Origin of the sequence: Synechococcus sp. BIOS-E4-1, assembly GCF_014279995.1 — a bacterium.
Taxonomy (GTDB): domain Bacteria; phylum Cyanobacteriota; class Cyanobacteriia; order PCC-6307; family Cyanobiaceae; genus Synechococcus_C.
Genome location: NZ_CP047935.1, coordinates 2,349,655 through 2,376,342, shown reverse-complemented (window position 1 = coordinate 2,376,342; position 26,688 = coordinate 2,349,655). Strand labels below are relative to the sequence as shown.

The window sequence follows — 26,688 nt, the reverse complement described above, 5'->3', positions numbered from 1 at the left end:
CCTGGTCGGTGAGCGCCATCCTGATGCACCGCTGGCGGAATCGCCAGAACCATGTGCTGGTCTTCGCTGGAACCGGTGAGGGACCAGTGATCGCCGGGGCTCTGCTGGAGTCCGGTCACCGCGTCAGTATCAGCGTTGTCAGTGCAGCTGGGGCAAGGTCCTACTCCGCCATGCCCCTGCATGACCTGCATGTGGGAGCTTTCCCCTCTCAGGACTCTCTCGAGGAACACCTGACGGCGCTGGGCGTGACGTTTGTTCTGGATGCGACCCATCCCTTCGCCCTGCAGATCAGTGCTCAACTCCGCATGGCCTGCTCCATCCTGAACCTGCCGCTGCTTCGGTTCGAGCGGCCTGATCACGACGTGTCGGATGGATCAGTGCTCTCAACAGTGGGTGATCTTTCTGACTGTGCTCTTTCGGGCCACCGTCTGCTTCTTGCCGTCGGAGCGCGGCAGCTGGCCTCCGCCGCTGCGGCGGCCAGGCTGGCAGGAGCCTCTGTTCACGCCAGGGTTCTGCCCACGCCTGAAGCCATTCGCCAAGCAGGTCTTGCGGGATTGTTCGGCGAGCGGCTTGCCGTGTTGAGGCCTGGAACCGGTTATCGCACCGGTGGATTGGAAGCTGCGCTGTGTCGCCGCTGGCAGATCACCGATGTGCTCTGTCGTCAGTCGGGTGGAGCTGCGGATCAACTCTGGAGTGATCTGGCTCGCCGCCACTCCATTCGGCTCTGGAAGCTGAAACGACCCAACCCGATGCCCAACGTTGACGTGGTTCATAGCGTGAGCCAGTTGTGTCGACAGCTGAATGACCATGTCAACGGACCTGAGACTGGTCCTCACCACGGAGGCTGATCAGATCAAGGCGGGAGCCCTCGCTGAGCAGTTGATCACGCGCCGTCTAGCTGCCTGTGTCAGCTTGATGCCAGTGCAGTCCTGCTACCGCTGGCAGGGGGAGATTGAGCGTTCGCAGGAAGTGCAGCTGCTGATCAAGACGAGCTCTCAACGCCTGGAGCAGTTGCTTTCAGCTCTCGAGGAACTGCACAGCTATGACACTCCCGAAATCCTCCAGCTGGTAGCTCAGGCTGGAGCTGCCTATGCGGCATGGGCGCTGGATGCTCTCAGCCCAGATGCTCCTTCATCAGCTCAGGAAGAGAGACCTGGGAGCGAGCACCCAGCTGGGTGACGATCTGACCGGCGCAAAGCGCTCCCAGCTGTCCGCAGCGCTCCAGTGAATCGCCCTGGGTGAAGGCATGCAGAAATCCTCCGGCGTAGAGATCACCGGCACCGGTGGTGTCAACCAGTTCGCCGAGCCCGTAGATGCCGATGTCCCAGCGCTGATCTCCGCTGAGTACAACCGATCCATCGCTTCCGCGGGTGACTGCCGTCACGGAGCAACAACCGCGGACCTTCTCGATTGCGGTGTCGAAGTCTTCGGTTTGATAGAGGGCTTTGATCTCCACTTCATTGGCGAACAGCATATCGACATGACCGTTCACCAGTTCGAGAAAGCTTTCCCTGTGGCGATCCACGCAGAAGCCGTCGGAGAGGGAGAGAGAGACTTTCCCTCCTGCAGCACGGCAAGCCTCCGCTGCAGCGATGAAGGCCCGCTTGGCTGCAGGGCTGTCCCAGAGATAGCCCTCCAGATAGAGCACTTTCGTCTCCTTGACCATGGAGAGGTCCAGATCCTCCGGCTCAAGCTGTGTTGATGCCCCGAGGAAGGTGCACATCGTGCGCTCTGCATCGGGAGTCACATAAATGAGACAGCGTGCAGTGGTGGCGCCGGTGGTTGCGGAGGGTGTCTCAAACCTGGTTCCCACTGCACGAATGTCGTGGCTGAAGATCGATCCGAGCTGGTCATCACGCACCCGACCGATAAACCCTGTTCGGCCGCCAAGCTGAGCGATGCCGACCATGGTGTTGGCCACGGATCCACCGGAGGTTTCCAGTCCAGGACCACTGGATGTGTAGAGAGCTTCCGCCTGCTGTTCATCAATGAGGCACATGCCCCCTTTCTGCAGACCGTGCTCGCTGAGAAAACCGTCCTTGGTCTGGACCAGTACATCAACAATGGCGTTGCCGATTCCCACCACATCCAGGGAGGCGTTGGGCTGGAAACGGGAGGAATCGGCCATGAACAATCTGGTGTTGACTGCGGCAGTCTTACGCCCTGATGGGCGTGCCGGAATCAGGCGCTGAGCAGTGCCCGTTTTGGACCGTGGATCGGATCCTCAACAACAATGGTCTGATCGCGACCGGCACCCAGTGACACGATGGCGATCGGGACCTCCATCAGATCGGCCAGGAAGCGCAGGTAGGCCATGGCTTTTTCGGGAAGATCCTCAAGGGTGCGGCATTCAGCGGTGGAACACTGCCAGCCAGGGAACGTCTCGAAAATCGGCTGACAGCGGGCGAACGCCTCGGCACAGGAAGGGAAATGTTCGATCCTTTCCCCATCAAGTTCATAGGCCACACAAACCTGAAGTTCGTCGAGCTCGTCCAACACATCGAGTTTGGTGACGGCCAGGCAATCCAGGCCGTTCACGCCGACGGCATAGCGTCCGATCACACCGTCGAACCAGCCACAGCGCCGGCGCCGGCCGGTGGTGGTGCCGAACTCGCCACCTCGGTCGCAGAGATGATCGTTGAGGCTGCCATCGAGTTCGGTGGGGAACGGCCCTTCTCCCACTCTGGTTGTGTAGGCCTTGGCCACACCGATCACGCGGTCGATCAGGGTCGGACCCACCCCAGCTCCAATGCAGGCTCCGCCTGAGACAGGGTTGGAGGAGGTGACATAGGGATAGGTGCCGTGGTCGAGGTCAAGCAGAGTTCCCTGTGCGCCCTCGAAGAGAATGTTTTTGCGATCGCGCGCCGCCTGGTGAATCTCCCGTGTGCAGTCCACGACATGGGGTGCCAGTCGTTTGCCGTAGGCCAGGTATTCACTGATCACCGCTTCGGCATCGAGCGGTTCCACGTTGTAGATGGTCTGCAGAAGCTGGTTCTTCTCATTCAATGGGCCTTCAAGGCGGTCGCGCAGACGCGATTCGTCAAGAAGGTCGATCACGCGGATTCCACTTCTCTGGGATTTGTCCGCGTAGGTCGGACCGATGCCCCGCCCCGTGGTGCCGATGCGCCGATCGCCTCGCTGCTTCTCCATCGCCTGGTCGAGCAGACGGTGGTAGGGCATGGTCACATGCGCTGTGGAAGACAGCTTCAGCCCGGCGATGTCGATGCCGTTCTCGATCAGCATGTCGAGTTCGCCGAGCATCACCTTGGGATCGACCACTGTTCCTGAGCCGATCAGGCAAATGGTGTCGGGGTAGAGAATTCCAGAGGGGATCAGGTGAAGCTTCAGAACCTGATCGTCCACAACGATGGTGTGGCCAGCATTGACGCCCCCCTGATAGCGAACGACTACATCAGCGGAACGGCTGAGGAGATCTGTGATCTTTCCTTTCCCTTCGTCACCCCACTGCGCACCGATGACGACAACATTGGCCAAAGACATCGCGGCCCGAAGCCGCCATTCTGCACAATCCGGAACTCTCTCAGATCCACCTGCCTGAGGTCAAAGAGAGTTGCGAAATTGTGATTGCATCTTGAGAAACCTTGTGGGTTCTTGAGATCAGGTGCCACGAAGAGCGGCTTTTTCGGCTTTGCTCAGCTCTTTTTCGACGCGCGTGCGCAGTGCTTCCGGCACAGGCCGATTGGTGTAGGTGTTGTAATGACCCTGCAGGGAATTCAGAGCAGTCTGCATCGTGGTGAATGAGCTGAGACCGTTCACCCTGGACTTTGGGCGATACCGCGACATGTAGTCATTGATGAGGTCGTGGGCTTCCTGCTCCGAGGCCTGCAAGCCTTCCGCATCTGAGGGAAGTGAAAGCGTGGTCTGCAGCGAATGAACGACTGCCACTGTGTCTTCGACGTAGTCACCAGTCATGGTCGAGACCGAGTCGCCGCAGGCGGTGAGCAACAAAGAGAGACCCAGGCACAGGGCCAGTGTGAACCCCCTGAGTTGGCGGCTGAGGCGTTGCAGCGCGATTCGCATGGCAGGAAAAGTTTGACGAATTTTAAGGCGGAGCAGCACTAAATCAGCGGGCGACCCTTGACGGCCTCGAGCACAGAGGTCAGCGCGTCCTGATCAGACATGGTGCTGTTTGAGCGAGTGGATCGTTCCACCAGCTCGACCCGTCCGGACTCCGCTTCGCGACCCACAACGATTCGCCATGGGATTCCAATCAGATCGGCATCCTTGAATTTGACTCCGGCACGTTCGCTGCGGTCATCTAGAAGTGCTTCAACCCCTTTGGATTGCAGCGATCCGTAGAGAGCCTCTCCAAGAGCCAGCTGTGTCGGGTCCTGAACGTTGGCAATAACAACAATCACCTGAAAGGGCGCAATGCTCACGGGCCAGCAGATGCCCGCGTCATCGTGATGCTGTTCCACTGCCGCTTGGGCGAGGCGGGAAATGCCAATGCCATAGCAACCCATCAGCAGGGACGACTGTTTGCCATCTTTGTCGGTGAAACGTGCCTCGAGCGCGTCGGAGTATTTGCTTCCCAGTTGGAAGATGTGCCCCACTTCGATGCCCCTGCGCTCTTCAAGAATCTGCTCCTGATTGTGGAGAGACCGATCTCCGGCCTTGGCATTGCGGAGATCAGCACGAATCTGTGCGGGCATGGAGGACCAGGTCGCCCCCCAGCGATGCTGGTCAGAGCAGTTGGCGCCGCAGACAAAGCGCTCAAGATCGAGGGCGGTTGGGTCGGCCAGACGTTCAAAACGGATTTCCCAGCTGCGGGCACCGTTCAATGAGCTGTCTTCAAGGTGCGGGCCGATGGCGCCGAAGGGCAGGGGCGCAAGACCCTGCTGCCGGAGCTGCTCGGGGTTGATTGGTGCAATCTCCAGTGCAGACGATCCCAGTCGCTGGGTCACGGCATTGGTCAACTTGACCTCATTCAGTTCCTGGTCTCCACGCAGGCTGACCAGCAGGGGTTGTTCTCGACCATCATCCAGGCGGGCGAGCAGCGCCAGCACCTTGACGGTCTGACAAGGAGAGAGGCCGTTGGCGGAGCAGAGATCCTCAATTGAGGTCTGATCCGGAGTATCAAACTGTCGTTCCTCGCCTGGCGGCAGAGCCTCCGCTGGGGATGGATGCGACACCGCTTTCTCCTGATTGGCGGCATAGCTCCCGTCGGGCGTGGAGAGGATCAGGTCTTCGCCTGCATTCGCCATCACCATGAATTCCTGGGAAGCGGCTCCTCCGATGGCGCCGCTGTCGGCATCAACACCAACAGCATTGAGACCGCAGCGCTTGAAGATGCGGGCATAGGCCCCGGCCATCAGGGCATAGGTCTGCTCCAGATCCGCTGCGTCGGAATGGAAGGAGTAGGCGTCCTTCATGATGAATTCGCGACTGCGCATCAGCCCGAAACGGGGCCTGATCTCATCGCGGAACTTGGTCTGAATCTGATAGAGCGTCACCGGCAGCTGCTTGTAGGAGCGCAGCAGCTCCCCGGCGAGTTCCGTGACGACTTCCTCATGGGTAGGGCCAAGGCCAACGCGCCGGCCCTGACGATCCTCCAGGTGAAACATGATGCCCTCGCCGGCGGTATAGCCCTGCCATCGACCGCTGCGTTCCCATGGTTCGGCGGGTTGCAGTTGTGGCAGCAGTGTTTCAAGCGCGCCGAGGCTGTCAAGCTCCTCACGAACGATCGTGCTGATCTTGCGCAGCACGCGCCACATCAAGGGGAGGTAAGCGTAAATACCCGGTCCAACACGTCTGATGTAACCACCACGAACAAGCAATTGATGAGATGGGATTTCAGCGTCCGCGGGCACGTTCCTCAACGTCACCAGCGACAGGCGGGAGACGCGCATGACAGGAATTTATAGAGGGGGCCAGGAAGCTATCACCGCCAAGAAAACGGTCGATCCGGGAACTGTCACTTTTGCTGTGATCGATGCTGGCGTCCTGAGTCTCAGCTGCTATGTTCTGCAAAATCCAAGCTGTCCCAGCGCTGTCTCATGTTTCCTCGGCCGTTAGAAGTTTCAGTACCGGCCGTGAGTGGATCTTCGGATTTTCGGAGTGATGCTGCCGCAGTTCTTTCTCAGTCGGATGCGTTGGTTGGTATCGATGATGTTCAGAAGTCGTTGAATCGATCGCGTGCATCGGTGTATCGCTACACCAACACTGATCCGCGTAACCTCAACCCGGTTTTTAATCCCCGCAAGCTCAACCCTGAATACAGAAGTGATCAGAAAGATCCTCTTCTGTTCCATCCCAATGAGGTGGCGCGATTTGCCAAGGATGTTCTGAGGATCAAGGAGGTCACCGTTGAGGTCCTCAATTCCCCTTCCACGGCCACGCAGCAGGTGCTTGGAGCCATTCTCGATGAGCTGCGTCTGATCAGATCCCGCCTCGATGGTCTTCCTGAAGCTCCCTCTGATTTGGCATCACGCCGTGATCGTCAGGAACGTCCTGCTGCATAAGACTTGCAGTGATGTCAGAATACAAGTGAGTTTTGATTCCTCGCATTCACAACTCAATCTCCCGACAGGTCGTTCTTTGTGCGCTCTGTATGACTTCTAAGCCCTGTGCATGAAGTCCGGGATGTCCCCGACCACCACTGAATGGACCCTGAGCCTGCCCCCAAGCCCCCTGCGCATGCTGCGCAGTTCGTGGCCATCCCTGCTCTTGCTGTTCTCGGGTTCACCCTCGCCATCACAGGGCTGGGTATTCCATTGGCCGCTGTGCTGACCGATCGCCCCACCCACACCTCCGTCACCGCCAAGGAGAGTTATGGATCTCAGGGCTCTTACCCCATCTCCGTCTCCAGGACTGGTGAATCTGATCGTTGAGATTCCAGCGGGAAGCAGCAATAAATATGAATACTTTGCTGAAGCTGGTGTGATGGCTCTCGACCGGGTTCTTCATTCATCAGTCAGATATCCATTCGATTACGGATTTATCCCCAACACCCTTGCCGAAGATGGATCACCCCTCGATGCCATGGTCATCATGGCTGAGCCCACTTTTGCGGGATGCCTGATTCAGGCACGACCCATTGGGGTGCTTGATATGCATGACATGGGCCATTACGACGGCAAAATTCTTTGCGTGCCTGTGGCCGACCCACGTCAGCAGGGCATTCAGAGCATTCTGCAGATCGCTCCCAGCCAACTGGAGGATGTTGCTGAATTTTTCCGCACCTACAAAAACATGGAAGGCCGTGTGACGGAGATCGGAGGCTGGCGCGATGTGGATGCGGTGCAGCCTCTGCTTGAGACTTGCGTTCAGGCTGCTTCCGCCTGATCGGTCATCGGACCAGAGAGCACCGTGCTCAGCCTGGTTCACGCGAAGAAATCCTCGAATGCAATCGCGGGCCTTGTAAATTAAGAGACATTCCTACGTAAAAGATCCGTGCCCACCATCCGTTTTGAGCAGGAAGGCCAACAAATTGGCTGCATTGAGGGTGCCAACCTGCGCAAAGCGGCTCTCTCAGCAGGTGTCAACCCTTACAAAGGTTTGAACAATCTCAACAACTGTGGTGGCGTCGGCCAGTGTGGCACCTGCGTGATCGAAGTTCTTGAGGGTGCGCAGAACCTCTCTCCCCTCAGTGATGTCGAGGAGGTTTACCTGGCTGACCGTCCTGCCAACTACCGCCTCAGCTGTCGGACCACGGTCAATGGTGACGTGACGATCCGGACGCGTCCCGGAGACGGTGTGGGTCAGGGCTCCAATAGCCTTGTTGGTGCTGTCAAGAGCCTTCTCGGTCGATAGGCGTGGCTGATTTCACTGTTTTCAGCTATCCCCGTTGCAGCACCTGCCGGAAAGCTCTTGCATGGCTTGAAAGAGAGGGCTTGGATCACGAGGTGATTGATATCACCCTTGATCCCCCATCGCTCGATCTCCTTCAGCTGGCATTCAGGCAGTTCGGACAGGTCAAGCCCTTGTTCAACACCAGTGGTCAGAGCTACAGGGCTATCGGTGCTGAAGCGGTCAAACTGATGAGCGATGAGCAGGCGCTCCAAGCCCTTGCCGCAGACGGAAAACTGATCAAGCGACCGTTTGTTCAATGTCCTGATGGTCGATTTCTGGTCGGTTTCAAGCCCGAGATTTGGTCTGAGTCGCTTCTGAGCTGAAGTTCAATCCGTCAAGCTCCGTGATCAGTTCGTCAACATCTTTCTGGAATCTCAGCTGGTTCATGCTGCTTCTCTTGAAATCCTCGAGAAAAGCCGCCACGAGTTCCTGACTGCGTTCAAGCACCGGACCCTGTTCCAGGGTCTTCGCCAGTTCTTCCCAGAAACGGTCAATGGCCTGGATCCCCAGTTCTTGAAGCATGGGGTCCTTCTGTGCAAAACGATCGCCTGCGTTGCGGGAGAGATTCAACAGTGAATCAACGAGGCCTGTCGAAAGCTGAAGACTGAGCTGAGTTTCGGCTTTGTCCATCCCAGGTAGTGCTCGAAGCCGAGCCGGAATCGCCGTCTCCTCAAGGTTGCGTCGCAGAGCATGACTCACCAGGGCAACCAGCTGGGGGCGCATGCCTGGTCCCACCTGAGTTAGCACCAATGGAAGCCACAGGCGCAGCAGTTCAGCGAGTTCTCTTTCTCCATCCGATTCGATGCTCTGATGGCTGCAGAGGCGACGAATCTTCTCAGGCCAATGGGGCGAACGCACTGCATCCTGAGCAGCATCAAGGATGCGCAGAGTGATCACTTCGAATAACTCGAGGGCGAGTACGGCGACCACACCACGGCTGACTGCGGCTCTAAGCGGTTCCAGCTGGATCATGCGTGCGCTGGACAGACGCTCTGTGACGGGCACGATTCGCAGCAGTCTCCAAAACGGAATCAGCAGCGGTAAATCAATCCATCGACGCAGCAGTGCGTCTCTCCAGGCGATGGCCGGGTAGCGCTGCTTCAGCCGAATGGCCCGCAGCATGATGTCCAGAAGGAACAGAATCTGGAAGGGAAGATCGATCCTCCACGAGAGATCGATCGGCTGGCCGTTTTCATCGGTGCCGCGCCAGTAATTCGTGGAAGCGAGTGGAAGAATGCTTTTGCGCCAGAACCTGCGTTCTGCCGACCATCTTGCATCTGTGAGATAGCGGTCTCCAAGCAGATGGGCGGCGGATTGTTTGGCTGAATCCATGCCTGCCCTGGCCCTCAGGCGACTCTTGATTTTTTCCAGTGTTCCCGTTTTGTCGGAGCTGACAAAAGGGTTCTCATCGATCAGCTGACTGTTGCGCACCACCATTTCCAGACGCAGCTGTTTGGCTGCGGGGCTGTTGATGCCGCTGGCTGCGGCGGTGCGTTCCAAACGCTGAAAATGTTTGATGTAGGCCTCGGTGTCCTGATGGGGCTCAATTCCCTTCACCGGGTCGTACAGAGGTGTGATGTCGGGCAGCCAGGGCAGCGGAACAGCGAGGCTGATGGAGGGCAGCGGAAAGAGTGTGCGCTGCAGCCAGAAGTTGCGCAGGGGCACATAGGTCACATCGAAGACGACCCAGGCCAGGTTCAGTGCTGCGATTCCTGCGATCAACCTGTCCCAGCCAAGCCAGAAGCGACGGCTCGCGGAGGGTTTCACACCTTGCCACCGAGGTCTGACCATGGGTGTGAGCGTTCTCAGCTGAGGCTAGGAGGCCATCGCCATCAGGCCTATCTTGGGGGCCTCAAGGTCAGCAAGGTTTCCGTTGCCAGACGCCCAGCACGACGCTTCGCCTCCACAAGCTGATTCTCAATCGGATTCTTCTGCGGCTCCCTCCAAGTCGCAGGGCCCCAAAGGACATCCGTTCTGGGATTTCTGGGGGCCAGTGATCTTCACCCTGGCTCTGTATCTCGGGATCCGTCATTACGTGGCTGAAGCACGCTTCATCCCTTCCGGATCGATGCTTCCAGGTCTGCAGATCCAGGACCGGCTGCTGGTTGAAAAACTCTCTTACGCCACACGCGGTCCAAAGCGTGGAGAGATTGTTGTCTTCAACTCACCGCATGCTTTTGATCCAGCGCTGAAAACCGCTGGCTCGCCACCCACGTTCCGCTGTGCACTGGCCAACTTCCCTCTTCTGGGTTTGATCCCCGGTCTTGGCCACCCTGCATGCGATGCCTACATCAAGCGGGTTGTCGCTGTGGGTGGAGACCAGGTCTCCGTGAACCCGCGTGGTGAAGTGCGCGTGAATGGAGATCCCGTGGATGAGCCCTACGTCACCAAATACTGCCCGGTGGATGAGCAGGGGATGAGTCTTTGCCGCACGCTGAATGTGACGGTGCCTGAAGGGCATGTGCTCGCACTGGGCGACAACCGCAGCAACAGCTGGGACGGACGCTACTGGCCAGGTGGTCCTTTCCTGCCTGAGGATCAGATCATCGGCCGAGCACTCTGGAGGTTCTGGCCTCTCAATCGGCTGGGCTCGCTGGGGTCCTGAGGCCGCACCGCAGAACACGTCCACTTAAGGGCCGGTTGAGGCATGGCTGATTGGCTGCCCTCGACGCCCATGGATCCGATCGCGTGGGGGTCCAGATCACCTCCGGATCAAACAGAAGCCAGCGATTGCTTCCCGGGATCAGACGCTCTTCTTCAACCCCCAGCAGTCGGGCGGGCCCGAAGCTGAGCACGTCCCAGAGATGTTCAGCTGTCCAGCCCTTCGACACCACAAGCGCTTGCCAGAGAGAGGGAAGCACATGTTGATGACCGGCAATTCCGCGTTGGCGTTGATCAGGAGGCAGCAGGCACTCTTCATCGTCAAGCGGTGATGCATTCACAGCGATTGCCTGGATCAGGCCAGTGCTTAGGCCTTCAATCAGTGCATCGCGATCTCTTCTGTTGCCCAGCGAAGGTGAAACAAACCAGGAGGCTGCCGTTGCCGCGTTGGAACTGTTACTCGTCAATACATGCCACCAGCTGACGGTTGCGGCAGGAGGCAACGGCGACCGCTGGAGGAGATCAACCCCTGCTGCGGTGGACAGACCCATCAGGATCAACTTGCGCTGTTGGTGCTCCTGCTGAAGCTGAGCAAGCTGGCTGAGGGGCAACGTTTCGCTGCTCAGAGGATCAGTGGGCCAGCCTGCTCTCAGTGCTTCGGGGCCTTCCCGCAGTAGGCCCTCTCCGCGCAGAACGGCATCCAGGGGTGGGATCAGAACAGGAGATGAACCTGATTCGCCAAGGGTGAGGGCGCGGTCGAGCAAGGGGATCGGCGGCATGCTGTCGCCATCCGACAGACCCACAGCACCCGCCTCGATCAGGTCGGCATGGGCAGTCAGTTGTTCGCCCTTTCCTTCCTCACTGAAACCAGCCCAGAGATGGACAGCCACGTCACAGCCGGACAGCACAAATCCGCGAAGTCGATCAGGTCGTTCACGACGATTACCTGACGCCTTCGGCAGCAGAGCAAACTGTCCATATCCGCCTGCAGCGGCAGAGCGCACGAGGCTTTCCAGGGTTTCGCCCCTGCTCTGGAATGGTTCCGGCAGATAGGAATGAACATCGACCAGGCATGGAGCAAGCAGCTGATGCCCGGCAGCCCTCGAGGCGATGCCCGCTGATCGAGCCGCTTCGCGGGCCTGTTCGCCCAGTGCTTCGAGACGTCCCTCACAGAGCAGGGCCGCACCCTGCTCCTGCAGCGGCTGGTCGGGACCGACCAGCACCCTCACGGGGTCGAGCAGGATCATCTCGGTCATCGAACTCAGTATCAGAGCGCTCCGGCCGCCGTGCGATCGATCACGCCGCCGAGGTGGGAGGTGAGGTTCAGGCAGGCAATCACTGCAGGCTGACCCGGTTCGGATGGCATGTCGACCACCGTGACGCCTCCGTTGCCCTGTTTCACGGCCCAGATGTCAGCAGGGGTGAGACCCAGAAGATGGCAGAGGATTGTTTTGTTGACAGCGTCATGGGCCACCACCAGAGCGGTTTCCGTGGAATCGAGGCTGGATGCAATCGCATTCCAGCTGTCAACGGAGCGATTCCACACGTCCTGGATTGTTTCCCCTTCAGGCATCTGCACCGTGTCTGGTGAGCGTTTCCACTCTTCCAGCAGATCGCCCCAGTCGGTGCTGATTTCCGATTCAAGCTTGCCCTCCCAGAGGCCATGACCGATTTCCATCAGTCCGTCCGTGAGTGTGATCGAGATGCCTGGGTGAGATTTCAGGATGCCCTCAGCCGTTTCGCGCGGGCGTGACATCGAACTGCTGTAGGCCTTCTGCAACGACACGTCCTGCAGAAAGCCCCTCGCAGCTTCCGCCTGAGCATGCCCATTGCTGTTGAGAGGGATGTCGATCTGCCCCTGGAAGCGACCTTCTCGATTCCAGTTCGTTTCGCCATGTCGCACAAGGATCAGCCGCGATCCTGCGCCCTTGGCAGGAAGTGGAGGGTCGAGGTGCGCAGTGCTGTTCATGCACTCGATCTGCACCTGATGGCCGTTGTCGGATGGGCTGAGATTGAAGATCGAGAGTGAGGCATTGTCGAGGCGGAGTCGACGGAAGCCCCGTTCCGGATCCCCCAGCAAGCTCACGATCAGGCAGCGCAGGATGGCGTTGTGCCCCACCAGCAACACGGTGTCATCGCTGTTCACGGGATGGCGCCTGACCAGTTCGTCCAGGAAGCGTCGGGCCTGCTGCATCAACTCCTCGTAAGGGCGATAACGGCTTCCGTCCTTTCTGATCAACTCCAACGCTTCGGGCTTCTGTTTCCAGGTGGCGAATTCCTCTGGGAAGCGTTCCGATCGTTCGGATGCTGTCAGTCCACTCCACGGCTCGAGATCAATCTCCAGGAGCCCATCATCGAAGCGAGCTTCAAGTCCGTCGTCACGGCTTTCAAGGATTCCCGCTGCTGTGGATGCAGCCCGTTTCAGCGGGGAGCTGTAAACCGCCTGGATGGGGACATCGAGAAGCGCCTGCCCGAGCAGGCGAGCCTGCTCCTGTCCTGAGACAGTGAGTGTGGAAAGATCGTCCCGCCCCTGGATCCTCCGCTCCACATTGAAGCTGCTGAGACCGTGGCGAACGAGGAGAAGACGCAGGGGCACCGCTACATGCTGAGAGAGCGCCGCCATCGTATGAGCGTGACCCAGGTGCACTCTTCATCGGCTGTGGCACGCGCTACCGACGAGAATCCAACGCAGTTGCCCGCTCTGTGTGACCAGCCCACCCTCCGGACGTTCAACGGCGGCCCCGTCCTGGAAGGTGCTGCTTGCCCTTCTATCGCTGGTGCTGGCCACCGCTGTTTGGGTGTTAGGGCTGGTGGACAGTTTCGCCAAACCTTCTGTCGCACCTGCATTGTCGTTGGAGCAGCAGGAGTTGACGCTGCTGGCAGAACCCCAGATTCCCTCGTCTCTGCGAACGCTTCTGCTTGGAGCGGATGCCTCCGATTCCCTGCTGAGCAGCCTGCGACAAATTCCACTGGACCGGCTGGATGACCGCCAGAAGATTTTGTTCACTGCTCTGGAGACGGATCCAGAGCATCGGCGCAGCCTCCAGCAGGTGGATCTCGAATCCAGTGATCTGCTTCAGCTTCAGAGAGCTCTCGCGAAAGACGACAGCCGCAATGTCTCGGCTGAGCAGCGTTCCAAGCTGCTGCTGCTGACCTCCGACCCATTAAATCGTCGACTCGCCTGTGAGGCACTCGGTGGTGAAGAGGAGAGCTGTCTCGATCAGGCGTCTGCCAAGAGGGCCGCACGCCGGCTGGTGATCAGTGAGCTGCTTCCCCTCCTGGCCCTACTGCTCGGTGGACTGTTGTTGTTGCGTCATTTATGGCAACTGCTGCGTCGCCGACTGCCGTCATGGCCCACTCTGCTCGCTCCCCCGCTCGGGGTTCTGGACATGGTGCTGCTTGTGGCGGGCGGTTTCGTGGTGCTTGGGGAGGTGTTGATGCCTCTGTTGGTGATTCCGATCGCCTCCACATTCACGCGTGGCCTTTCAGCGCCACTGACACAGGGCGTCAACGTGTTTCTCGGTTATGTCGCCTTGGCGGGACCTCCCCTGCTGATTCTGCGTCAGCAGCTGGGGCAGCTGGACCGTGCACAGATGCCTCCGCAAGGATGGCTGCAGTGGAGGCTTCAGCCTCTGGGCAGTGCCTTGCTTCAGGGGGCCCGCGGTTGGCTGATGGTTTTGCCTCCCGTTGTTCTGAGCGGCTGGTTGATCACTCGTCTGATCGGCGATCAGGGGGGCAGCAACCCATTGCTTGAGATCGTCCTCAACAGTCAGGACCCACTCGCCCTGTTGTTGCTCTCTCTCACGGCTGTTGTTCTGGCGCCGCTGTTTGAAGAAACGATCTTCCGCGGCGTGCTGCTGCCTGTGCTGGGCCAGTTTCTCGGCCGATCGGGAGGCGTGCTGGTGAGTGCTCTGGTCTTTGCTGTGGCCCATCTCAGCATCGGCGAACTGGCTCCGCTGCTGGTGCTCGGCCTCGGCCTCGGCCTCCTGCGTCTCAGCACCGGCCGCCTGCTTCCCTGCGTGGTGATGCATGCCCTTTGGAACGGCGTGACCTTTCTGAACCTCGTGTTGCTGGGCGGCTGATCCAATCTTCAGTCCTGGTCAAGGTTTCAGGCTTGCGGTGTCCTCCCTCAGATGGTTCACTGGCGCATTGATGAGCCTTATCCGTGGTCGCGGTTCCGCAGTCACAACCGTCCTCCGCGCAACGTCCTGCTGCCAGTAGTCCGTTCGAAGTCATTCAGGGGTCGCTCTCTGCACGACGCGTTGCACGCAAGTCCCCTTTGTTGGCGGGCCTGCACCGCACGGCAGACGGCAGCCTGATCGGAGTGTTCGCAGCTGTTCTTGTGCTCAGTGGTCTCACGCTCCATTGGCAGCATCGCTGGACGCTGGCCTTCCGTCAGCTTGAAATGACCAGGGACCTGGCCCATCGTCTGACCGAATCCACGGCCATGTTCGAACGACATCTGCTGGAGCGTTCCCAGACCCCCAAGCAGATGGTCCCCACCACGGTGGCCAATCTGGTTTACCTCGATCGTCCCTCTTCGGCTGCAGCCAAGCCAGGGGTCGATCATCTGGCCATGCTTGGTTCGCTCATGGAGCGCACCATTCATCACGGCTACTGATTCATGGGCCGTTCCACCAATCCCACCCGGTCGGGATCCAGCCGTCAGCGCAGGAGAGTTGTGCCTCTGGAGCCAGTCCCGGCAGGACGAATGCGCTCCGTGTTTGCACTTCTGTGTCTGGGGCTTGTCGGGTTGATGGGAAGAATGGCCTGGCTGCAGGTGTTTCAGGCCAGCGAGCTTGAAGGTCGTGCCCGTTCAGTGCAGACGCAGCGCACCAAGCCACTGGGAACCCGTCGGCCGATTGTTGACCGCACCGGGCGGCTGATCGCTCTTGACGAAGAGCGCTATCGCCTCTGGCTGCATCCGCGCTACTTCAATCTTCCCGGTGATGCCCCAACGCTGATTCGCCCCCCCGCTGATGTCGCGGCACGGTTGGCGCCTTTGCTGAAACTCACTGAGGCGGAGATCCTTAAGCGAATCGGCGATCGTCCCTCTGGGATCAAGCTGATTGAGGGACTGGACCCCGAGACGGCATCAACAATCCGCTCAGCTGGCATCTCCGGAGTTGATCTGGAGTCCTACCCCCACCGCGTCTACCCCCAGGGCGATCTGTTCGCCAACGTGGTTGGTTTCCTCAATCAGGATCGAGAACCTCAGGCGGGGCTTGAACAAAGCCGACACAACGAACTTCAGCGCCATGAACAGCCCCGAAGTCTTCGCAGAGGAGCCGATGGCACTCCGCTGCCCGACAATCTCGATGCCGGAGTCTTTTTCGGGGACGATCTGCGTCTTCAGCTCACCCTCGATGCGCGTCTGCAGGCCGTTGCCGCCAAGGCCCTTGCCGCACAGATCAAAACCTGGAAAGCCCAGAAGGGTGTTGCCATCGTTATGGATGTCACCAATGGTGAGTTGCTGGCCCTGGCATCCGTTCCCACGTACGACCCGAACAGCTACTGGAGTTTTCCTGCGGGTCGTTTCCGGGAATGGTCGGTTCAGGACCTCTATGAACCCGGATCGACGTTCAAGCCGATCAACCTGGCGCTGGCTCTTCAGGAAAATGCCATTCAGACAACAGGACGTGTTCAGGACAGCGGTTCAGTCACCATCGGTGGCTGGCCGATCAACAATCACGACCGGCGAGCCAACGGTCTGATTGACTTCGCCACAGTGCTGCAGGTGTCCAGCAATGTCGGCATGGTTCAAGCCATGCGCAAGTTGTCCTCCTCCACCTACTGGGACTGGTTGAGTCGCCTCGGTCTGGATGCACGGCCGGACACCGATTTGCCCGGAGCCGTTGCCGGTCAGCTCAAGACCAAGGAGCAGTTCACCACCCAGCCGATCGAGCCAGCCACGGCCTCCTTTGGTCAGGGATTCTCACTGACACCGTTGAAGCTGGTGCAGCTCCACGCATTACTCGCCAACGGCGGCCGTCTTGTCAGCCCCCACATCACCCGAGGATTGAGAGCCGGCGATGCGCTGGCTCCGCCTGGATCGCGTCAGGGCAAGCCACTGCTGAAACCTGAGGTCACCAGCACGGTGATGGCCTGGATGGAATCTGTGGTTGAGCAAGGAAGCGGCAAGGGAGTCCGAACACCGGGATACCGCATCGGTGGCAAGACTGGAACGGCTCAGAAGGCTCTGAACGGTGTTTATGTGCCCGGTGCTTTGATCTGCAGCTTTGTGGCGACTCTTCCCGTCGATGATCCGCAATATGTCGTGCTGGTGGTGGTGGATGAGCCCCAGGGAGACAATGCCTACGGATCCACAGTGGCTCTGCCGGTTGCGAAATCAATCATCGACGGTCTCTTGGTGATTGAAAAGATCCCGCCCAGCACAGCGCGCAGCTCTGCTCCAGCTCAAGCAGGTTGAAGCGCTGCTCTGGCTCGCCTGAGGTTGCACTTTCTCGCAAGATGCCAGCTGCGAAAACGCAGCTACGTTACGAGCAACAAGCCCTTAGCGACATGGCAACTCTTCTTGAGCAGCTCTCTGCAATGACCGTCGTGGTGGCGGATACGGGTGACCTTGAAGCGATCCGTAAATTCACGCCACGGGACGCAACGACCAATCCCTCACTGATCCTGGCAGCTGCTCAGATCCCTGCCTACCAAAGCCTGATCGACGAGGCACTGCGGTCCTCCCGTCGTCTGATCGGCGACAGCGCGCCCGTCGAGACAGTGGTCAAGGAGGCGCTTGATGAGATCAGTGTGATCTTCGGCAAGGAGATCCTCAAGATCGTTCCTCGCCGAGTGTCCACTGAGGTGGATGCACGCCTCAGTTACGACACTGCTGCCACCATTGAAAAGGGCCGCAAACTGATCCGCCTCTACAACGACGCTGGAATCAGCAACGATCGCGTGCTGATCAAGGTTGCCTCCACCTGGGAGGGGATCAAGGCCGCTGAAGTCCTCGAGAGAGAAGGAATTCACTGCAACCTCACTCTCCTGTTCGGCTTCGCTCAGGCCGCGGCATGTGCAGAGGCCGGTGTGACCCTGGTTTCACCTTTCGTTGGCCGCATCCTTGACTGGTACAAAGCCGATACGGGAAGGGATTCCTATCCCGGTCCTGAAGATCCCGGCGTGCTGTCTGTGACCAAGATCTTCAACTACTTCAAGGCCTATGGCTACAAAACCGAGGTGATGGGGGCCAGTTTCCGCAACATCGATGAGATCACCGAGCTTGCTGGTTGTGATCTGCTCACCATTTCACCCAAGCTGCTTGATCAGCTGCGTTCCAGTGAGGCCACGCTCACCCGCAAGCTCGATGGTGCCAATCCATCCAGCAGCGAGTCCCAGATTCATGTCGACCGGGACATGTTCGATTCGATGATGGCTGCCGATCGCATGGCCACCGACAAACTTGGCGAGGGCATCAAGGGGTTCAGCAAGGCCATCGAAACTCTGGAGAGCATGCTTGCCCATCGGCTGGCGGAACTCGAAGGAGGACAGGCCTTCGGTCATGCCGTGCAGGAGATCTTCATGCTCAATGACATGAATGGTGACGGCTGCATCACCAGGGATGAGTGGCTGGGCAGTGATGCCGTCTTCGATGCTCTGGATGCGGATCATGACGGCAGACTCACCCAGGAGGAGGTTCGTCGTGGTTTCGGCTCTGCCCTGTCACTGACCAGGGCCTGATCTTCCCGTGCTTCCGATTGTCACTCCGTGAATGCTCTTGACACCATGCGTGCCCTCGCTCGGAAAAGCGAGGTGCACGCCGTCAATGCTGGTGACGTCATCTTCAAGGCCGACGACCCCGGAGCGTCGATGTTCGGTGTTCTTGAGGGAACTGTTCGACTGTCCTGGACCAATGAGAACGGTCAGCAGGGATACGAACTGATCGAGGCCGGCAACGTCTTTGGTGCAGGGGCCCTTGTGATGGAGGGTCATTGCCGCCTCGGCACAGCACAGGCCGAGACCGATTGCCGCCTGATTGAGATGAACCGTGAGAAATTCCTGTTTGCCGTCCAGGAGTCGCCCATGTTCGCCATCGAGCTGCTGGCCTCTGTTGACGCCCGTCTGCGTGATCTGAAGATCGCAACCCACTCCTGATCCCGGGCTGATTAGTTTCGTCTGAGTTGGGTGGAGCTGTCCCGCATTCGATGGCAGTGCAGCTGGTCTGGTTCAAGCGTGATTTGCGGCTCGAGGATCACAGGCCGCTGATCCAGGCGTTGGCCCTTGGAGACGTGCTGCCTCTCTACATCGTTGAACCCGAGTTCTGGCTTCAGCAGGATGCATCGGGCCGTCAGTGGGAATTCTGCAGGGAGGCGCTTTTCGATCTCCGCCAGGCGATGGCAGCCCTCGGTCAGCCCCTGGTCATTCGTTGTGGGGATGCAGTGGCAGTGCTCGAGCGTGCCAGGCGACAGCTTGGTGTGTCGGGCCTTTGGAGTCATGAAGAAACCGGTAATGACTGGACCTACGCCAGAGATCGGCGCGTCGCTGCCTGGGCAAGGGAGCGGAGCATTCCCTGGAGACAGATTCCGCAGTTCGGGGTGATCCGGCCGCTACGGACGCGTGGTGGATGGGCCCGGCGCTGGGAAGAGCGGATGGCGGAGTCGATCACGCCTGCTCCCGACCATCTCGAGCCACTGCAGGGTGTCACGCCCGGCGAGTTGCCAACGGCCGCTGACCTGGGACTCGGGCCTGATCCGTGTCCGCATCGTCAGCGGGGTGGCCGTGATGCCGGGCTGAACGAACTCGGGCACTTCCTGGAGCACCGTGTGGAGCAGTACTGCCGATCCATTTCCAGTCCGAACCGAGCCTTCACGGGATGTTCCAGGCTTTCCGCTTATCTCACCTGGGGTTGCCTGTCCATGCGTGAGGTGCTTCAGCGCAGTCGTGGCATGCAGGGACGCGGTGCCCGCAGCTTTGGCTCAAGACTTCACTGGCATTGTCATTTCATCCAGAAGCTCGAGGATCAGCCATCGATTGAATGGCAGGACTTTCACCCTTTCATGCGTGATCTGCGTGATCCTGATGCCGAACGTCTGGCGGCATGGGCCGAAGGCCGGACGGGGGTGCCTTTTGTGGATGCCTGCATGCGCGCCCTGAGAGCGCATGGTTGGATCAACTTCCGGATGCGGGCGATGTTGATGTCGTTCGCGAGCTACAACCTGTGGCTGCCTTGGAGGGACAGCGGTCTGCACCTCGCCCGTCAGTTTGTGGATTACGAACCGGGAATTCACTGGAGTCAATGCCAGATGCAGTCGGGCAGCACCTCCATCAACACGATCCGGGTCTACAACCCGATCAAGCAGGGTCGTGACCATGATCAGGACGGGGTGTTCATCCGCCGCTGGTGTCCTGAATTGGCTGATGTTCCCACGGTGCATCTTCACGAACCCTGGGCGTTCAACGGTGTCATGCCGATTGTGAATTGTGCTGATTCGGCCAGGCAGGCCAAGGAGCGGATCTTCGCGATCAGGCGTTCAGCTGGATTTGATCGTCATGCTGATGCCATTCAGCGGCGACATGGCTCCAGGCGGGCTGGTCTGCCGGCATCCTCCCGACGACGCGCACGTCGTCGCCTGAGTGATCCATCCGTTCAGCAACTGGCCTTCGATCTCTAGCTGCGCTGCAGCAGCAGCCGGCGAATGACTCGCTGGGCGATATCGCCATATCCCATCTCTCCAGAGAGGATCTGGGCGATTCGTCGGGGAGCCGTCGGCCGTTTGATCCCCAGCTGATAGCCCACACCGGGGAAGCGGTAAAACACCTGCGCGATTCGACGACCCCAGGCCATGGAGTCGCCCCAGCGCTGTCGCATCGCCCTGGAGTAGCCCCGTAGGGATTGCTCTTCGCCGTTCAGCCAGAGGTCCAGGTGCTTCGCGGCTTCACAGCCGCTCATCAGAGCTGGTCGTAATCCTTCAGCAAGGAAGGGGTCGCAGAGCGATGCGGCATCGCCCACGGCCACCACTCCGTCGGCATGAAGCGTGCTGTGCCCGTTCCAGACCCTCAGGCTGGCCTGCTGCCGAAGACCTGCATCGGCAGAAAAGCCGAGATCAGGCAGTAGTGCATTCAGGATCGTCTCCGAATCGGTGACGTCACGACCGATGAAGGTGCCAACTCCCACATTGATCCCGTCTGCCAGTGGGAAAGCCCAGGCAAAACCGTGGTGCACCAGGCCGAATTCAAAGCGCGCCGTACCAGGAGCGAGTGTTCCGAGACCTTCCAGGCGAACTGAAAGCGTGCTCGCCATATGCAGGGAGCTTGGGCCGATGCCGACCTTTTGCGGCCAGGGGGACCCTGATCCATCGGCGATCACCACCGCTCTGGCTCGAACAGGTTCTCTCTGTTCCCCTGTCAGCGTCCAGCACTCTCCGGTGCGTTCGAGTGCCATCACGCGAAACGGCCGCTGAACGCTGGCACCGGCACCCACAGCCTGCTCAAGCAGTAGGGAATCAAGATGCTCACGTCTGACGATCCAGAACGGTGCTTCCCCAGGTAGTTCGGCCACAACCGGATCCTCGAGACACCAGCTGAAGTCGACCTGGCGGATCACATCATCAACCGCTGGGCTGAGGTCGAAAGGGAACCAGCTCTGTACAGAGGAGGCCATGCCTCCACCGCAGGGCTTGATCTGAGCCACGGTCTCCGCTTCGAGAATGGTGACTGAATGTCCTGCGTGAGCGAGGTGAAAAGCAGCTGATGTGCCGGCAGCTCCGGCCCCGATCACGGCAACGTCGGTTTCAATCACACCTTGAGGATGTCGGCCTCCTTGTCGGCCAGGTGCTTCTCCAGTTGCGCGATGAACTTCTCGAGCGTTTTCTGGATGCTCTCCTGTTCGTCACGGCTTTGATCCTCGGAAAATTCACCCTCCTTTTCCTGTTTCTTGATCTTGTCGATGGCATCGCGGCGGATGTTGCGCAGGGCCACCTTGCCTTCCTCGGCGTATTTGGAGGCGAGCTTGCAGAACTCCTTGCGCCGCTCCTCAGTGAGGGGTGGCACGTTGATGCGGATGATCTTGCCGTCGTTGTTTGGGGTGAAGCCCAGTTCACTCATCGCGATTGCCTTCTCGATCCCCGCCAGTGAGCTGATGTCGAACGGCTGGATCTGGATGGTCTGTGAGTCAGGTGTTGTCAGCGTGGCCAACGATTTCAGGGGTGTTTCAGCGCCGTAGTACTCCACTGAGATGCGATCCAGCAGAGACGAGTTGGCCCGCCCTGTTCGGATGGTGTTGAACATGCGCTGGGTGGATTCCACCGACTTCTGCATGCTCGCTTCGAGGTCTTGCTTCGACATAACGCTTGTCAGTTGTTGATCCGGGAACCGATCGGCTCTCCAGCCACGGCTTTGCCGATGTTGCCAGGTTCGAACAGATTGAAAACAACAATCGGAATGTTGTTGTCTTTGCAAAGGGCGATGGCCGTGCTGTCCATCACGGCCAGTTCACCGCTCAGAACCTGTTGGTAGGTGAGGTGTTCCTGCTTCACGGCATCGGCGTGCACGGCGGGATCCTTGTCGTAGACCCCATCCACCTTGGTGGCCTTGAACACCACATCCGCATTGATTTCGGCGGCCCGTAGGGCTGCCGTGGTGTCGGTGGTGAAGAAGGGGTTACCGCAACCGGCTCCGAAGACCACGACACGGCCTTTTTCGAGATGGCGGATGGCTTTGCGGCGGATGTAGGGCTCGGCCACTTCCTGCATGCCGATGGCGGTTTGTACTCGGGTTGGTACACCTGCTCTTTCCAGTCCGTCCTGGAGTGTGATCGCATTCATCACAGTGGCCAGCATGCCGACGTAGTCGGCGGTGGCTCGATCCATTCCAGCGGCTGATCCTTTCAGGCCTCGAAAGATGTTCCCGCCGCCCACAACAATTGCCAGCTGTGTGCCGCCCTCAATCACTTTGGCGACGTCTTCAGCGATGGACTGCACGATGGCGGGATCGATTCCATAGCCCTGATCTCCCATCAGTGCCTCTCCACTGAGTTTCAGGAGTGCACGCGCGTAGGCCATTCATCCACCTGATCCAGCTGACAGTAGCAAGCAGGATCAGACGGTCCTGCTACTGGCGCACACGCGCTGGAACCGCTTGGATGGGCCAACGTCAATGCCCCCATGCCTGATGAGATCGGTGGACGCAGTTCGGTGATGGCACGCCTCACCCTCTCCGCACTGCACCGTGCCAGTCAGGATCCATCCTGCTGGCGGGATCCCGTGGTTCATCGTGCTCTGCTGGTCAGCGGTCTGTCGGTGCTGACCGCTGCATCGGGCTTGATCAGACGCGATCTGGCCCAGGACTGAGGTTCAGTATTCGATGCCTGCCTGAGCCTTGACACCCTGCTCTCTGAACGGGTGTTTGCTCAGGGTCATTTCCGTGACCAAATCAGCCGCTTCGATCAATGCTGCCGGTGCTCCTCGACCGGTGACGGCCACATGGCCAAGTTCAGGCCGCTCTCTGAGACCAGCGATCACCGTTTCCGGATCGATGTAGCCCAGTTTCATCGCCACGTTGAGTTCATCGAGCAGAACCAGCTTGATCTGTTCGTCACGCAGATGGCCTAGAGCGGTTTGCCAGGCCTCTGTGACCAGTTGCTGATCACGTTTGCGGTCCTGGGTTTCCCACGTGAATCCCTCCCCCAGGGCGTGCCAGCAGATCTGGTCGCCGAAGGCCTTTAACGCTCTGGCTTCACCCGGCTCCCAACCACCTTTGATGAATTGCACAACAGCCACCCGTTCACCGTGGCCGAGGGTGCGAAGCACCAGTCCTAGGCCTGCCGTGGTCTTGCCTTTGCCGTGTCCGGTGAACACCAGGATCAGTCCCTTTTCCTTGTTGCGCTCCTCGACCCGCTGGCGTTGCACCTGCTGGCGTCGTTCCATGCGCTTTCGGTAACCGGCATCGTCCCGCTCCGGTGCAAGGTTGCCACCCATTCCCAGTTCAGCGGCCGTCTGATCGAGATTGTTGTTGCTCATAAAGAAGTTGCGTCGAGGCTGGGGCGAGCAGCGGTGATCCGTTGCAGGGCCTGCCCTGCCAGCAACTCCTGCTTCACCGCCGTGAAACCGAGTTGCTGCAGCTGAGAGGGCAGGTCGTCCTCCAGCATGGACATGGCCGTATCGGTTTCAAACAAGGCGCAGAACAGTTGTTGCGGCAGTCGCAGCCAAGGTCCGGCGGGGTGCAGGTCCACAATCACCAACCAGCCACCCGGTTTCAGCAGGCGCAAACTCTGACGCAGCACCAGCTCTCGCTCGCGGCGAGGAAATTCATGCAGCGCCACACTCAGCTGAATGGCAAGAAAGCTTTCGTCCTGTAGCGGTGGTTCCTCCGCTAATCCCTCCACCCGTTTGAGGCCTGGGTGTCTTCGGGCGGCCAGCGCCAGGGCGAGCGGAGAGAGATCAAGCCCTGAGACACGGAAGCCCGCGGCCAGCCAGGGTGCTGCAGCTTCGCCGCTGCCGCAGCAGAGATCCAGCACAGCTGCACCGGGCTCAATCCTGGGTTGCAGGGCTTCCAGCCCCAGGCTGCGGAGTTTCTCTACTCCACCCACGCTCAGCGATGAGATCGCCGTGACCGTGTCGTAAATCCAGCGGTAGCGGTAGGCCAGGGGCCGCAGAAACGAGGTCATCAGGATCAGGGAAGGATGCGAGGGACGTCATCCAGCCTGTTTATCCTGCCGCTGATAGACAGCGGTCTGAGGAACCGAAAGCCGGCAGTCAGCTGAGGGAGCGATCCGCTTCGTTGAACACAACGCAACCGCTGTGATCAGCTGCATAACCATTGGATTCACTGGTGTCTCACGACGCATGTTGTCGGGCCAGGGCCGCATCCACCGCTTGCTGTTGATCGCGTCGGGTAATCCAGTGGTGATAAGTGCGGGTGTGAATCGCCACGGAGTGACCCATCATTCTTGCAGAAACCGTGTCAGGCAGACCGATGTGGATGGTTCTCACCGCCCAGGCATGACGAAGGTCATAAGGGGTGAGCGGAAGGTCGTAGCGGCGAAACTGCTCGGTGACGCGTCGTCCCACCTGCTGCAGGGTGGTTCTGCTCAGATCGGTGTTGATCATCGGCAGAGCATGCGGCTCTCGCCCAAGTTTCAACAGGTCAAACCGCTCGACCCATTCCGGACTGAAAGGCCACACCTGATGTTCACCCGTTTTGGTGGTGGGCAGTACCCGGATCACACGATCTCCTTCAGCGCACAGAGCGGAGAGGTCGCTGAAGAACACTTCATGGTTGCGAAGGCCATAGGTGGCCATCAGGCCATAGGCCAGTCGCCAGCGTGGATTGGGAATCTGCAGAATGCTCTCGAGAATCTGTTGGTCGCTGGGGAGCTGGCGGAACCTCGCTCGATGTAAGCCATAGCCCGCTGCCTCTGCTCGCCAGTGCTCAGGCAGTTCCAGTTCCAGATGCCTGGCCAGGCCGCCCAGGGCGGTGCTGCATTGCTGGCGACTGCGGCTTCCATCGGGGTAGCTGTGCAGGGTCTGAAGCAGCAGTTCTGCAGCGATTGGGCCCTTGTCCTGGCCGGCAAGTGTGCGCAGTCGACGTAGGTAGGGGTTGTAGGCCCCTGTCCATGTGGTTCGACTGCCGGAAGGGGATCGGCGACGCCGTGGATCGGCAAAAAAGGCTTGCTCGAAGCCCATGAGTTGTTGGTCCAGTAGAGCCCGTGCTCGACCCGATGAGCCGGATGTGGTCGTCTTCTGCGCTGGTGCCTCGATCCATTGCTCCCATCGAAACTGGTCGCGTTTGAGCTGAGCATCGATGACCCGTGCGATCTGCTCGGCTTCGCGCAGGCCATCCCTGTCATTCTCAAGGCCAAGGCTGAGACGTTGCACTGATCGCTGGCCTGGTTGCTGACGCCCAGGCAACAAGCCACGCAGGTTTAACCGACGACCGCGACATTCGATACGTAGGCCGATGCCGATCGAGGCCAGCGCTGCATTCGAATTTCGCCTGATCTCTTCAAGCGGCTCGCTACGAGTCATCCTTTCCTTCAGGACATCGTCAAGATGCCGTTAACGGGGGTTACTCTCAACCCCTGCAATCCTTTCCAGACATGGCTCGGGTCGGTGTCGTACTGCTCAATCTGGGTGGCCCTGAGCGGATTCAGGACGTAGGTCCTTTCCTTTTCAATCTCTTCGCTGACCCGGAGATCATCCGGCTGCCGATTCCCGCTCTGCAGAAACCTTTGGCCTGGCTGATCAGCACCTTGCGCAGCGGCAAGTCACAGAGCGCCTACCGCTCCATCGGTGGAGGCTCTCCACTGCGGCGGATTACCGAGCAGCAGGCCAGAGAGTTGCAGAGCCTGCTGCGTCAACGGGGTATCGAGGCCACCAGCTACGTGGCCATGCGCTACTGGCATCCCTTCACGGAGTCCGCCGTTGCAGACATCAAGGCTGACGGCATGGATCAGGTGGTTGTGCTGCCGCTCTACCCGCACTTCTCCATCAGCACCAGTGGGTCGAGTTTCCGTGAGCTGCAGCGGCTGCGTCAGGGAGACGGTGTCTTCGAGAAACTGCCGATCCGCTGCATCCGCAGCTGGTTTGATCACCCTAGCTACGTCACAGCGATGGCTGAGCTGATCGCTGAGGAAGTTCGTAACAGTGATGACCCTCACCAGGCTCATGTGTTCTTCAGCGCCCACGGTGTCCCGAAGAGTTACGTCGAAGAAGCCGGTGATCCTTATCAACAGGAAATCGAGGCTTGCACCGCTCTGATCATGAAGAAGCTTCAAGAGCTTCTGGGCCATGACAATCCCCATACCCTCGCTTATCAAAGCCGAGTGGGTCCTGTTGAGTGGCTGAAGCCCTACACCGAAGAGGCTCTGGAAGAGCTGGGCAAAGCCAAGACCAATGATCTGGTTGTGGTGCCGATCAGTTTTGTCAGTGAGCACATCGAAACGCTTGAGGAAATTGACATCGAGTACCGAGAACTCGCCACCGAGTCAGGTGTGGTGAATTTCCGGCGCGTTCGGGCCCTCGACACCTACCCCCCCTTCATCGAGGGACTGGCTGATCTTGTGGTGACCAGCCTTGAAGGGCCTGAAGTCAGCCTTGATGCGGCAGCTGAACTGCCAACCAAGGTGAAGCTCTACCCCCAGGAGAAATGGGAGTGGGGTTGGAACAACAGTTCCGAAGTCTGGAACGGGCGACTGGCCATGCTGGGCTTCTCCGCGTTTCTTCTCGAAATCATCAGTGGCCAGGGTCCACTGCATGCACTGGGACTGCTCTGAGCGCCGGCAAACCGGCAGGTCGGCCCTTAATCTTGAGGTTCAGTTCCCCG

29 protein-coding genes are annotated in these 26,688 nt (G+C 59.3%); 16 read left to right on the top strand and 13 right to left on the bottom strand.

Annotation, left to right across the window (positions count from 1 at the left end):
• Positions 1-8 precede the first annotated feature (8 nt).
• Together SynBIOSE41_RS12875 and cutA are read left to right on the top strand one after the other, a co-directional pair.
• On the top strand, positions 9-848 hold the full coding sequence (locus tag SynBIOSE41_RS12875; RefSeq protein ID WP_186538188.1) for a precorrin-6A/cobalt-precorrin-6A reductase: 840 nt from the start codon (positions 9-11) through the stop codon (positions 846-848).
• Positions 808-1,179 (top strand): divalent-cation tolerance protein CutA, encoded by a 372-nt coding sequence (gene cutA, locus SynBIOSE41_RS12870; protein ID WP_370594127.1) that lies wholly within the window; start codon positions 808-810, stop codon positions 1,177-1,179. The genes SynBIOSE41_RS12875 and cutA overlap by 41 nt, the downstream gene beginning before the upstream one ends.
• Here the strand turns inward: cutA and SynBIOSE41_RS12865 are convergent.
• The 4 genes from SynBIOSE41_RS12865 to SynBIOSE41_RS12850 form a co-directional block, all read right to left on the bottom strand.
• Positions 1,115-2,128 carry an adenosine kinase gene (locus tag SynBIOSE41_RS12865; RefSeq protein ID WP_186538186.1) on the bottom strand — a complete coding sequence of 338 codons (1,014 nt, stop codon included), beginning with the start codon at positions 2,126-2,128 and terminating at the stop codon, positions 1,115-1,117. The genes cutA and SynBIOSE41_RS12865 overlap by 65 nt on opposite strands.
• Before the next feature lie 53 nt (positions 2,129-2,181).
• Positions 2,182-3,501, bottom strand: coding sequence for an adenylosuccinate synthase (locus SynBIOSE41_RS12860; RefSeq protein WP_186538185.1), 1,320 nt, complete (start codon positions 3,499-3,501; stop codon positions 2,182-2,184).
• A 117-nt stretch (positions 3,502-3,618) separates the two neighbouring features.
• Positions 3,619-4,041: a photosystem II protein Psb27 gene (psb27, locus tag SynBIOSE41_RS12855; protein WP_066906123.1), complete on the bottom strand. Its 423-nt coding sequence runs from the start codon at positions 4,039-4,041 to the stop codon at positions 3,619-3,621.
• 38 nt (positions 4,042-4,079) lie between these two features.
• Positions 4,080-5,870: a proline--tRNA ligase gene (locus tag SynBIOSE41_RS12850; RefSeq protein WP_186538184.1), complete on the bottom strand. Its 1,791-nt coding sequence runs from the start codon at positions 5,868-5,870 to the stop codon at positions 4,080-4,082.
• A 147-nt stretch (positions 5,871-6,017) separates the two neighbouring features.
• On the opposite strand from SynBIOSE41_RS12850, the gene SynBIOSE41_RS12845 reads away from it, so the two are divergent.
• The 5 genes from SynBIOSE41_RS12845 (at position 6,018) to SynBIOSE41_RS12825 (ending at position 8,135) form a co-directional block, all read left to right on the top strand.
• Positions 6,018-6,482 (top strand): resolvase, encoded by a 465-nt coding sequence (locus tag SynBIOSE41_RS12845; protein ID WP_186538183.1) that lies wholly within the window; start codon positions 6,018-6,020, stop codon positions 6,480-6,482.
• A 141-nt stretch (positions 6,483-6,623) separates the two neighbouring features.
• Positions 6,624-6,851, top strand: a complete 228-nt coding sequence (locus SynBIOSE41_RS12840; protein WP_066905834.1) for a hypothetical protein — start codon at positions 6,624-6,626, stop codon at positions 6,849-6,851.
• A complete protein-coding gene (locus tag SynBIOSE41_RS12835) occupies positions 6,793-7,305 on the top strand; it encodes an inorganic diphosphatase (protein ID WP_186538182.1) in 513 nt (170 codons plus the stop codon). Before SynBIOSE41_RS12840 ends, SynBIOSE41_RS12835 begins: the two co-directional genes overlap by 59 nt.
• 108 nt (positions 7,306-7,413) lie before the next feature.
• The gene (locus SynBIOSE41_RS12830; RefSeq protein ID WP_066905830.1) at positions 7,414-7,773 is read left to right on the top strand and encodes a 2Fe-2S iron-sulfur cluster-binding protein; all 360 of its coding nucleotides are present in this window, start codon (positions 7,414-7,416) and stop codon (positions 7,771-7,773) included.
• A 2-nt stretch (positions 7,774-7,775) separates the two neighbouring features.
• Entirely contained in the window at positions 7,776-8,135 is a 360-nt protein-coding gene (locus tag SynBIOSE41_RS12825; RefSeq protein ID WP_186538181.1) for an arsenate reductase family protein, read from the top strand.
• Here SynBIOSE41_RS12825 and SynBIOSE41_RS12820 read toward each other — a convergent pair.
• Positions 8,098-9,603, bottom strand: a complete 1,506-nt coding sequence (locus tag SynBIOSE41_RS12820) for a hypothetical protein (protein ID WP_186538180.1) — start codon at positions 9,601-9,603, stop codon at positions 8,098-8,100. The genes SynBIOSE41_RS12825 and SynBIOSE41_RS12820 overlap by 38 nt on opposite strands.
• Positions 9,604-9,685: 82 nt before the next feature.
• Between SynBIOSE41_RS12820 and lepB the strand changes: the two genes are divergently transcribed.
• Positions 9,686-10,417, top strand: a complete 732-nt coding sequence (gene lepB, locus SynBIOSE41_RS12815) for a signal peptidase I (RefSeq protein ID WP_186538179.1) — start codon at positions 9,686-9,688, stop codon at positions 10,415-10,417.
• On the opposite strand, the gene SynBIOSE41_RS12810 is transcribed toward lepB, so the two are convergent.
• Both SynBIOSE41_RS12810 and SynBIOSE41_RS12805 read right to left on the bottom strand, forming a co-directional pair.
• Positions 10,389-11,669, bottom strand: a complete 1,281-nt coding sequence (locus SynBIOSE41_RS12810) for a dihydroorotase (RefSeq protein WP_186538178.1) — start codon at positions 11,667-11,669, stop codon at positions 10,389-10,391. The two genes, lepB and SynBIOSE41_RS12810, sit on opposite strands and share 29 nt — an antisense overlap.
• Positions 11,670-11,680: 11 nt before the next feature.
• Positions 11,681-13,009, bottom strand: a complete 1,329-nt coding sequence (locus SynBIOSE41_RS12805) for a histidine phosphatase family protein (protein WP_186541205.1) — start codon at positions 13,007-13,009, stop codon at positions 11,681-11,683.
• Positions 13,010-13,118: 109 nt separating this feature from the next.
• On the opposite strand from SynBIOSE41_RS12805, the gene SynBIOSE41_RS12800 reads away from it, so the two are divergent.
• From SynBIOSE41_RS12800 to SynBIOSE41_RS12775, 6 genes are all read left to right on the top strand, one after another.
• Complete coding sequence (locus tag SynBIOSE41_RS12800) at positions 13,119-14,495, top strand: CPBP family intramembrane glutamic endopeptidase (RefSeq protein ID WP_186538177.1); 1,377 nt, start codon at positions 13,119-13,121, stop codon at positions 14,493-14,495.
• A gap of 83 nt (positions 14,496-14,578) precedes the next feature.
• Positions 14,579-15,034, top strand: coding sequence for a hypothetical protein (locus SynBIOSE41_RS12795; protein ID WP_066905816.1), 456 nt, complete (start codon positions 14,579-14,581; stop codon positions 15,032-15,034).
• Positions 15,035-15,037: 3 nt separating this feature from the next.
• A complete protein-coding gene (locus SynBIOSE41_RS12790; protein ID WP_186538176.1) occupies positions 15,038-16,843 on the top strand; it encodes a penicillin-binding protein 2 in 1,806 nt (601 codons plus the stop codon).
• A gap of 92 nt (positions 16,844-16,935) precedes the next feature.
• A complete protein-coding gene (locus SynBIOSE41_RS12785; RefSeq protein ID WP_066906121.1) occupies positions 16,936-18,108 on the top strand; it encodes a transaldolase in 1,173 nt (390 codons plus the stop codon).
• 27 nt (positions 18,109-18,135) lie between these two features.
• Positions 18,136-18,522, top strand: coding sequence for a Crp/Fnr family transcriptional regulator (locus SynBIOSE41_RS12780; RefSeq protein WP_066905812.1), 387 nt, complete (start codon positions 18,136-18,138; stop codon positions 18,520-18,522).
• A 50-nt stretch (positions 18,523-18,572) separates the two neighbouring features.
• A complete protein-coding gene (locus SynBIOSE41_RS12775) occupies positions 18,573-20,039 on the top strand; it encodes an FAD-binding domain-containing protein (RefSeq protein ID WP_186538175.1) in 1,467 nt (488 codons plus the stop codon).
• Here the strand turns inward: SynBIOSE41_RS12775 and SynBIOSE41_RS12770 are convergent.
• The 3 genes from SynBIOSE41_RS12770 to pyrH are packed head-to-tail and all read right to left on the bottom strand — an operon-like array spanning position 20,036 to position 22,427.
• Positions 20,036-21,166, bottom strand: a complete 1,131-nt coding sequence (locus SynBIOSE41_RS12770) for an NAD(P)/FAD-dependent oxidoreductase (protein WP_186538174.1) — start codon at positions 21,164-21,166, stop codon at positions 20,036-20,038. The genes SynBIOSE41_RS12775 and SynBIOSE41_RS12770 overlap by 4 nt on opposite strands.
• Entirely contained in the window at positions 21,163-21,711 is a 549-nt protein-coding gene (frr, locus tag SynBIOSE41_RS12765) for a ribosome recycling factor (protein WP_066905808.1), read from the bottom strand. Before frr ends, SynBIOSE41_RS12770 begins: the two co-directional genes overlap by 4 nt.
• Positions 21,712-21,719: 8 nt before the next feature.
• Positions 21,720-22,427 carry a UMP kinase gene (pyrH, locus tag SynBIOSE41_RS12760; protein WP_066905806.1) on the bottom strand — a complete coding sequence of 236 codons (708 nt, stop codon included), beginning with the start codon at positions 22,425-22,427 and terminating at the stop codon, positions 21,720-21,722.
• Between the two features lie 102 nt (positions 22,428-22,529).
• Here pyrH and SynBIOSE41_RS12755 point away from each other — a divergent pair, with 102 nt between their 5' ends.
• A complete protein-coding gene (locus SynBIOSE41_RS12755) occupies positions 22,530-22,715 on the top strand; it encodes a hypothetical protein (RefSeq protein ID WP_186538173.1) in 186 nt (61 codons plus the stop codon).
• A gap of 3 nt (positions 22,716-22,718) precedes the next feature.
• Here SynBIOSE41_RS12755 and cobO read toward each other — a convergent pair whose 3' ends face one another.
• From cobO to SynBIOSE41_RS12740, 3 genes are all read right to left on the bottom strand, one after another.
• On the bottom strand, positions 22,719-23,384 hold the full coding sequence (cobO, locus tag SynBIOSE41_RS12750; RefSeq protein ID WP_066905802.1) for a cob(I)yrinic acid a,c-diamide adenosyltransferase: 666 nt from the start codon (positions 23,382-23,384) through the stop codon (positions 22,719-22,721).
• On the bottom strand, positions 23,381-24,031 hold the full coding sequence (locus SynBIOSE41_RS12745) for a class I SAM-dependent methyltransferase (RefSeq protein ID WP_186538172.1): 651 nt from the start codon (positions 24,029-24,031) through the stop codon (positions 23,381-23,383). Before SynBIOSE41_RS12745 ends, cobO begins: the two co-directional genes overlap by 4 nt.
• Positions 24,032-24,200: 169 nt before the next feature.
• Positions 24,201-25,391 (bottom strand): site-specific integrase, encoded by a 1,191-nt coding sequence (locus SynBIOSE41_RS12740; RefSeq protein WP_186538171.1) that lies wholly within the window; start codon positions 25,389-25,391, stop codon positions 24,201-24,203.
• Positions 25,392-25,462: 71 nt separating this feature from the next.
• Between SynBIOSE41_RS12740 and hemH the strand changes: the two genes are divergently transcribed.
• Positions 25,463-26,638: a ferrochelatase gene (hemH, locus tag SynBIOSE41_RS12735; RefSeq protein WP_186538170.1), complete on the top strand. Its 1,176-nt coding sequence runs from the start codon at positions 25,463-25,465 to the stop codon at positions 26,636-26,638.
• Positions 26,639-26,688 lie beyond the last annotated feature (50 nt).

What these genes read in the sequence shown, in the direction of transcription:
- SynBIOSE41_RS12740 (WP_186538171.1), bottom strand. Translation starts at nt 25,391, where the DNA reads ATGACTCGTAGCGAGCCGCTTGAAGAGATCAGGCGAAATTCGAATGCA.
- SynBIOSE41_RS12810 (WP_186538178.1), bottom strand. Translation starts at nt 11,669, where the DNA reads ATGACCGAGATGATCCTGCTCGACCCCGTGAGGGTGCTGGTCGGTCCC.
- frr (WP_066905808.1), bottom strand. Translation starts at nt 21,711, where the DNA reads ATGTCGAAGCAAGACCTCGAAGCGAGCATGCAGAAGTCGGTGGAATCC.
- psb27 (WP_066906123.1), bottom strand. Translation starts at nt 4,041, where the DNA reads ATGCGAATCGCGCTGCAACGCCTCAGCCGCCAACTCAGGGGGTTCACA.
- pyrH (WP_066905806.1), bottom strand. Translation starts at nt 22,427, where the DNA reads ATGGCCTACGCGCGTGCACTCCTGAAACTCAGTGGAGAGGCACTGATG.
- SynBIOSE41_RS12745 (WP_186538172.1), bottom strand. Translation starts at nt 24,031, where the DNA reads ATGACCTCGTTTCTGCGGCCCCTGGCCTACCGCTACCGCTGGATTTAC.
- cutA (WP_370594127.1), top strand. Translation starts at nt 808, where the DNA reads ATGTCAACGGACCTGAGACTGGTCCTCACCACGGAGGCTGATCAGATC.
- SynBIOSE41_RS12860 (WP_186538185.1), bottom strand. Translation starts at nt 3,501, where the DNA reads ATGTCTTTGGCCAATGTTGTCGTCATCGGTGCGCAGTGGGGTGACGAA.
- SynBIOSE41_RS12835 (WP_186538182.1), top strand. Translation starts at nt 6,793, where the DNA reads ATGGATCTCAGGGCTCTTACCCCATCTCCGTCTCCAGGACTGGTGAAT.
- SynBIOSE41_RS12840 (WP_066905834.1), top strand. Translation starts at nt 6,624, where the DNA reads ATGGACCCTGAGCCTGCCCCCAAGCCCCCTGCGCATGCTGCGCAGTTC.
- SynBIOSE41_RS12790 (WP_186538176.1), top strand. Translation starts at nt 15,038, where the DNA reads ATGGGCCGTTCCACCAATCCCACCCGGTCGGGATCCAGCCGTCAGCGC.
- SynBIOSE41_RS12820 (WP_186538180.1), bottom strand. Translation starts at nt 9,603, where the DNA reads ATGGTCAGACCTCGGTGGCAAGGTGTGAAACCCTCCGCGAGCCGTCGC.
- SynBIOSE41_RS12755 (WP_186538173.1), top strand. Translation starts at nt 22,530, where the DNA reads ATGCCTGATGAGATCGGTGGACGCAGTTCGGTGATGGCACGCCTCACC.
- hemH (WP_186538170.1), top strand. Translation starts at nt 25,463, where the DNA reads ATGGCTCGGGTCGGTGTCGTACTGCTCAATCTGGGTGGCCCTGAGCGG.
- SynBIOSE41_RS12785 (WP_066906121.1), top strand. Translation starts at nt 16,936, where the DNA reads ATGGCAACTCTTCTTGAGCAGCTCTCTGCAATGACCGTCGTGGTGGCG.
- SynBIOSE41_RS12775 (WP_186538175.1), top strand. Translation starts at nt 18,573, where the DNA reads ATGGCAGTGCAGCTGGTCTGGTTCAAGCGTGATTTGCGGCTCGAGGAT.
- cobO (WP_066905802.1), bottom strand. Translation starts at nt 23,384, where the DNA reads ATGAGCAACAACAATCTCGATCAGACGGCCGCTGAACTGGGAATGGGT.
- SynBIOSE41_RS12845 (WP_186538183.1), top strand. Translation starts at nt 6,018, where the DNA reads ATGTTTCCTCGGCCGTTAGAAGTTTCAGTACCGGCCGTGAGTGGATCT.
- SynBIOSE41_RS12850 (WP_186538184.1), bottom strand. Translation starts at nt 5,870, where the DNA reads ATGCGCGTCTCCCGCCTGTCGCTGGTGACGTTGAGGAACGTGCCCGCG.
- SynBIOSE41_RS12865 (WP_186538186.1), bottom strand. Translation starts at nt 2,128, where the DNA reads ATGGCCGATTCCTCCCGTTTCCAGCCCAACGCCTCCCTGGATGTGGTG.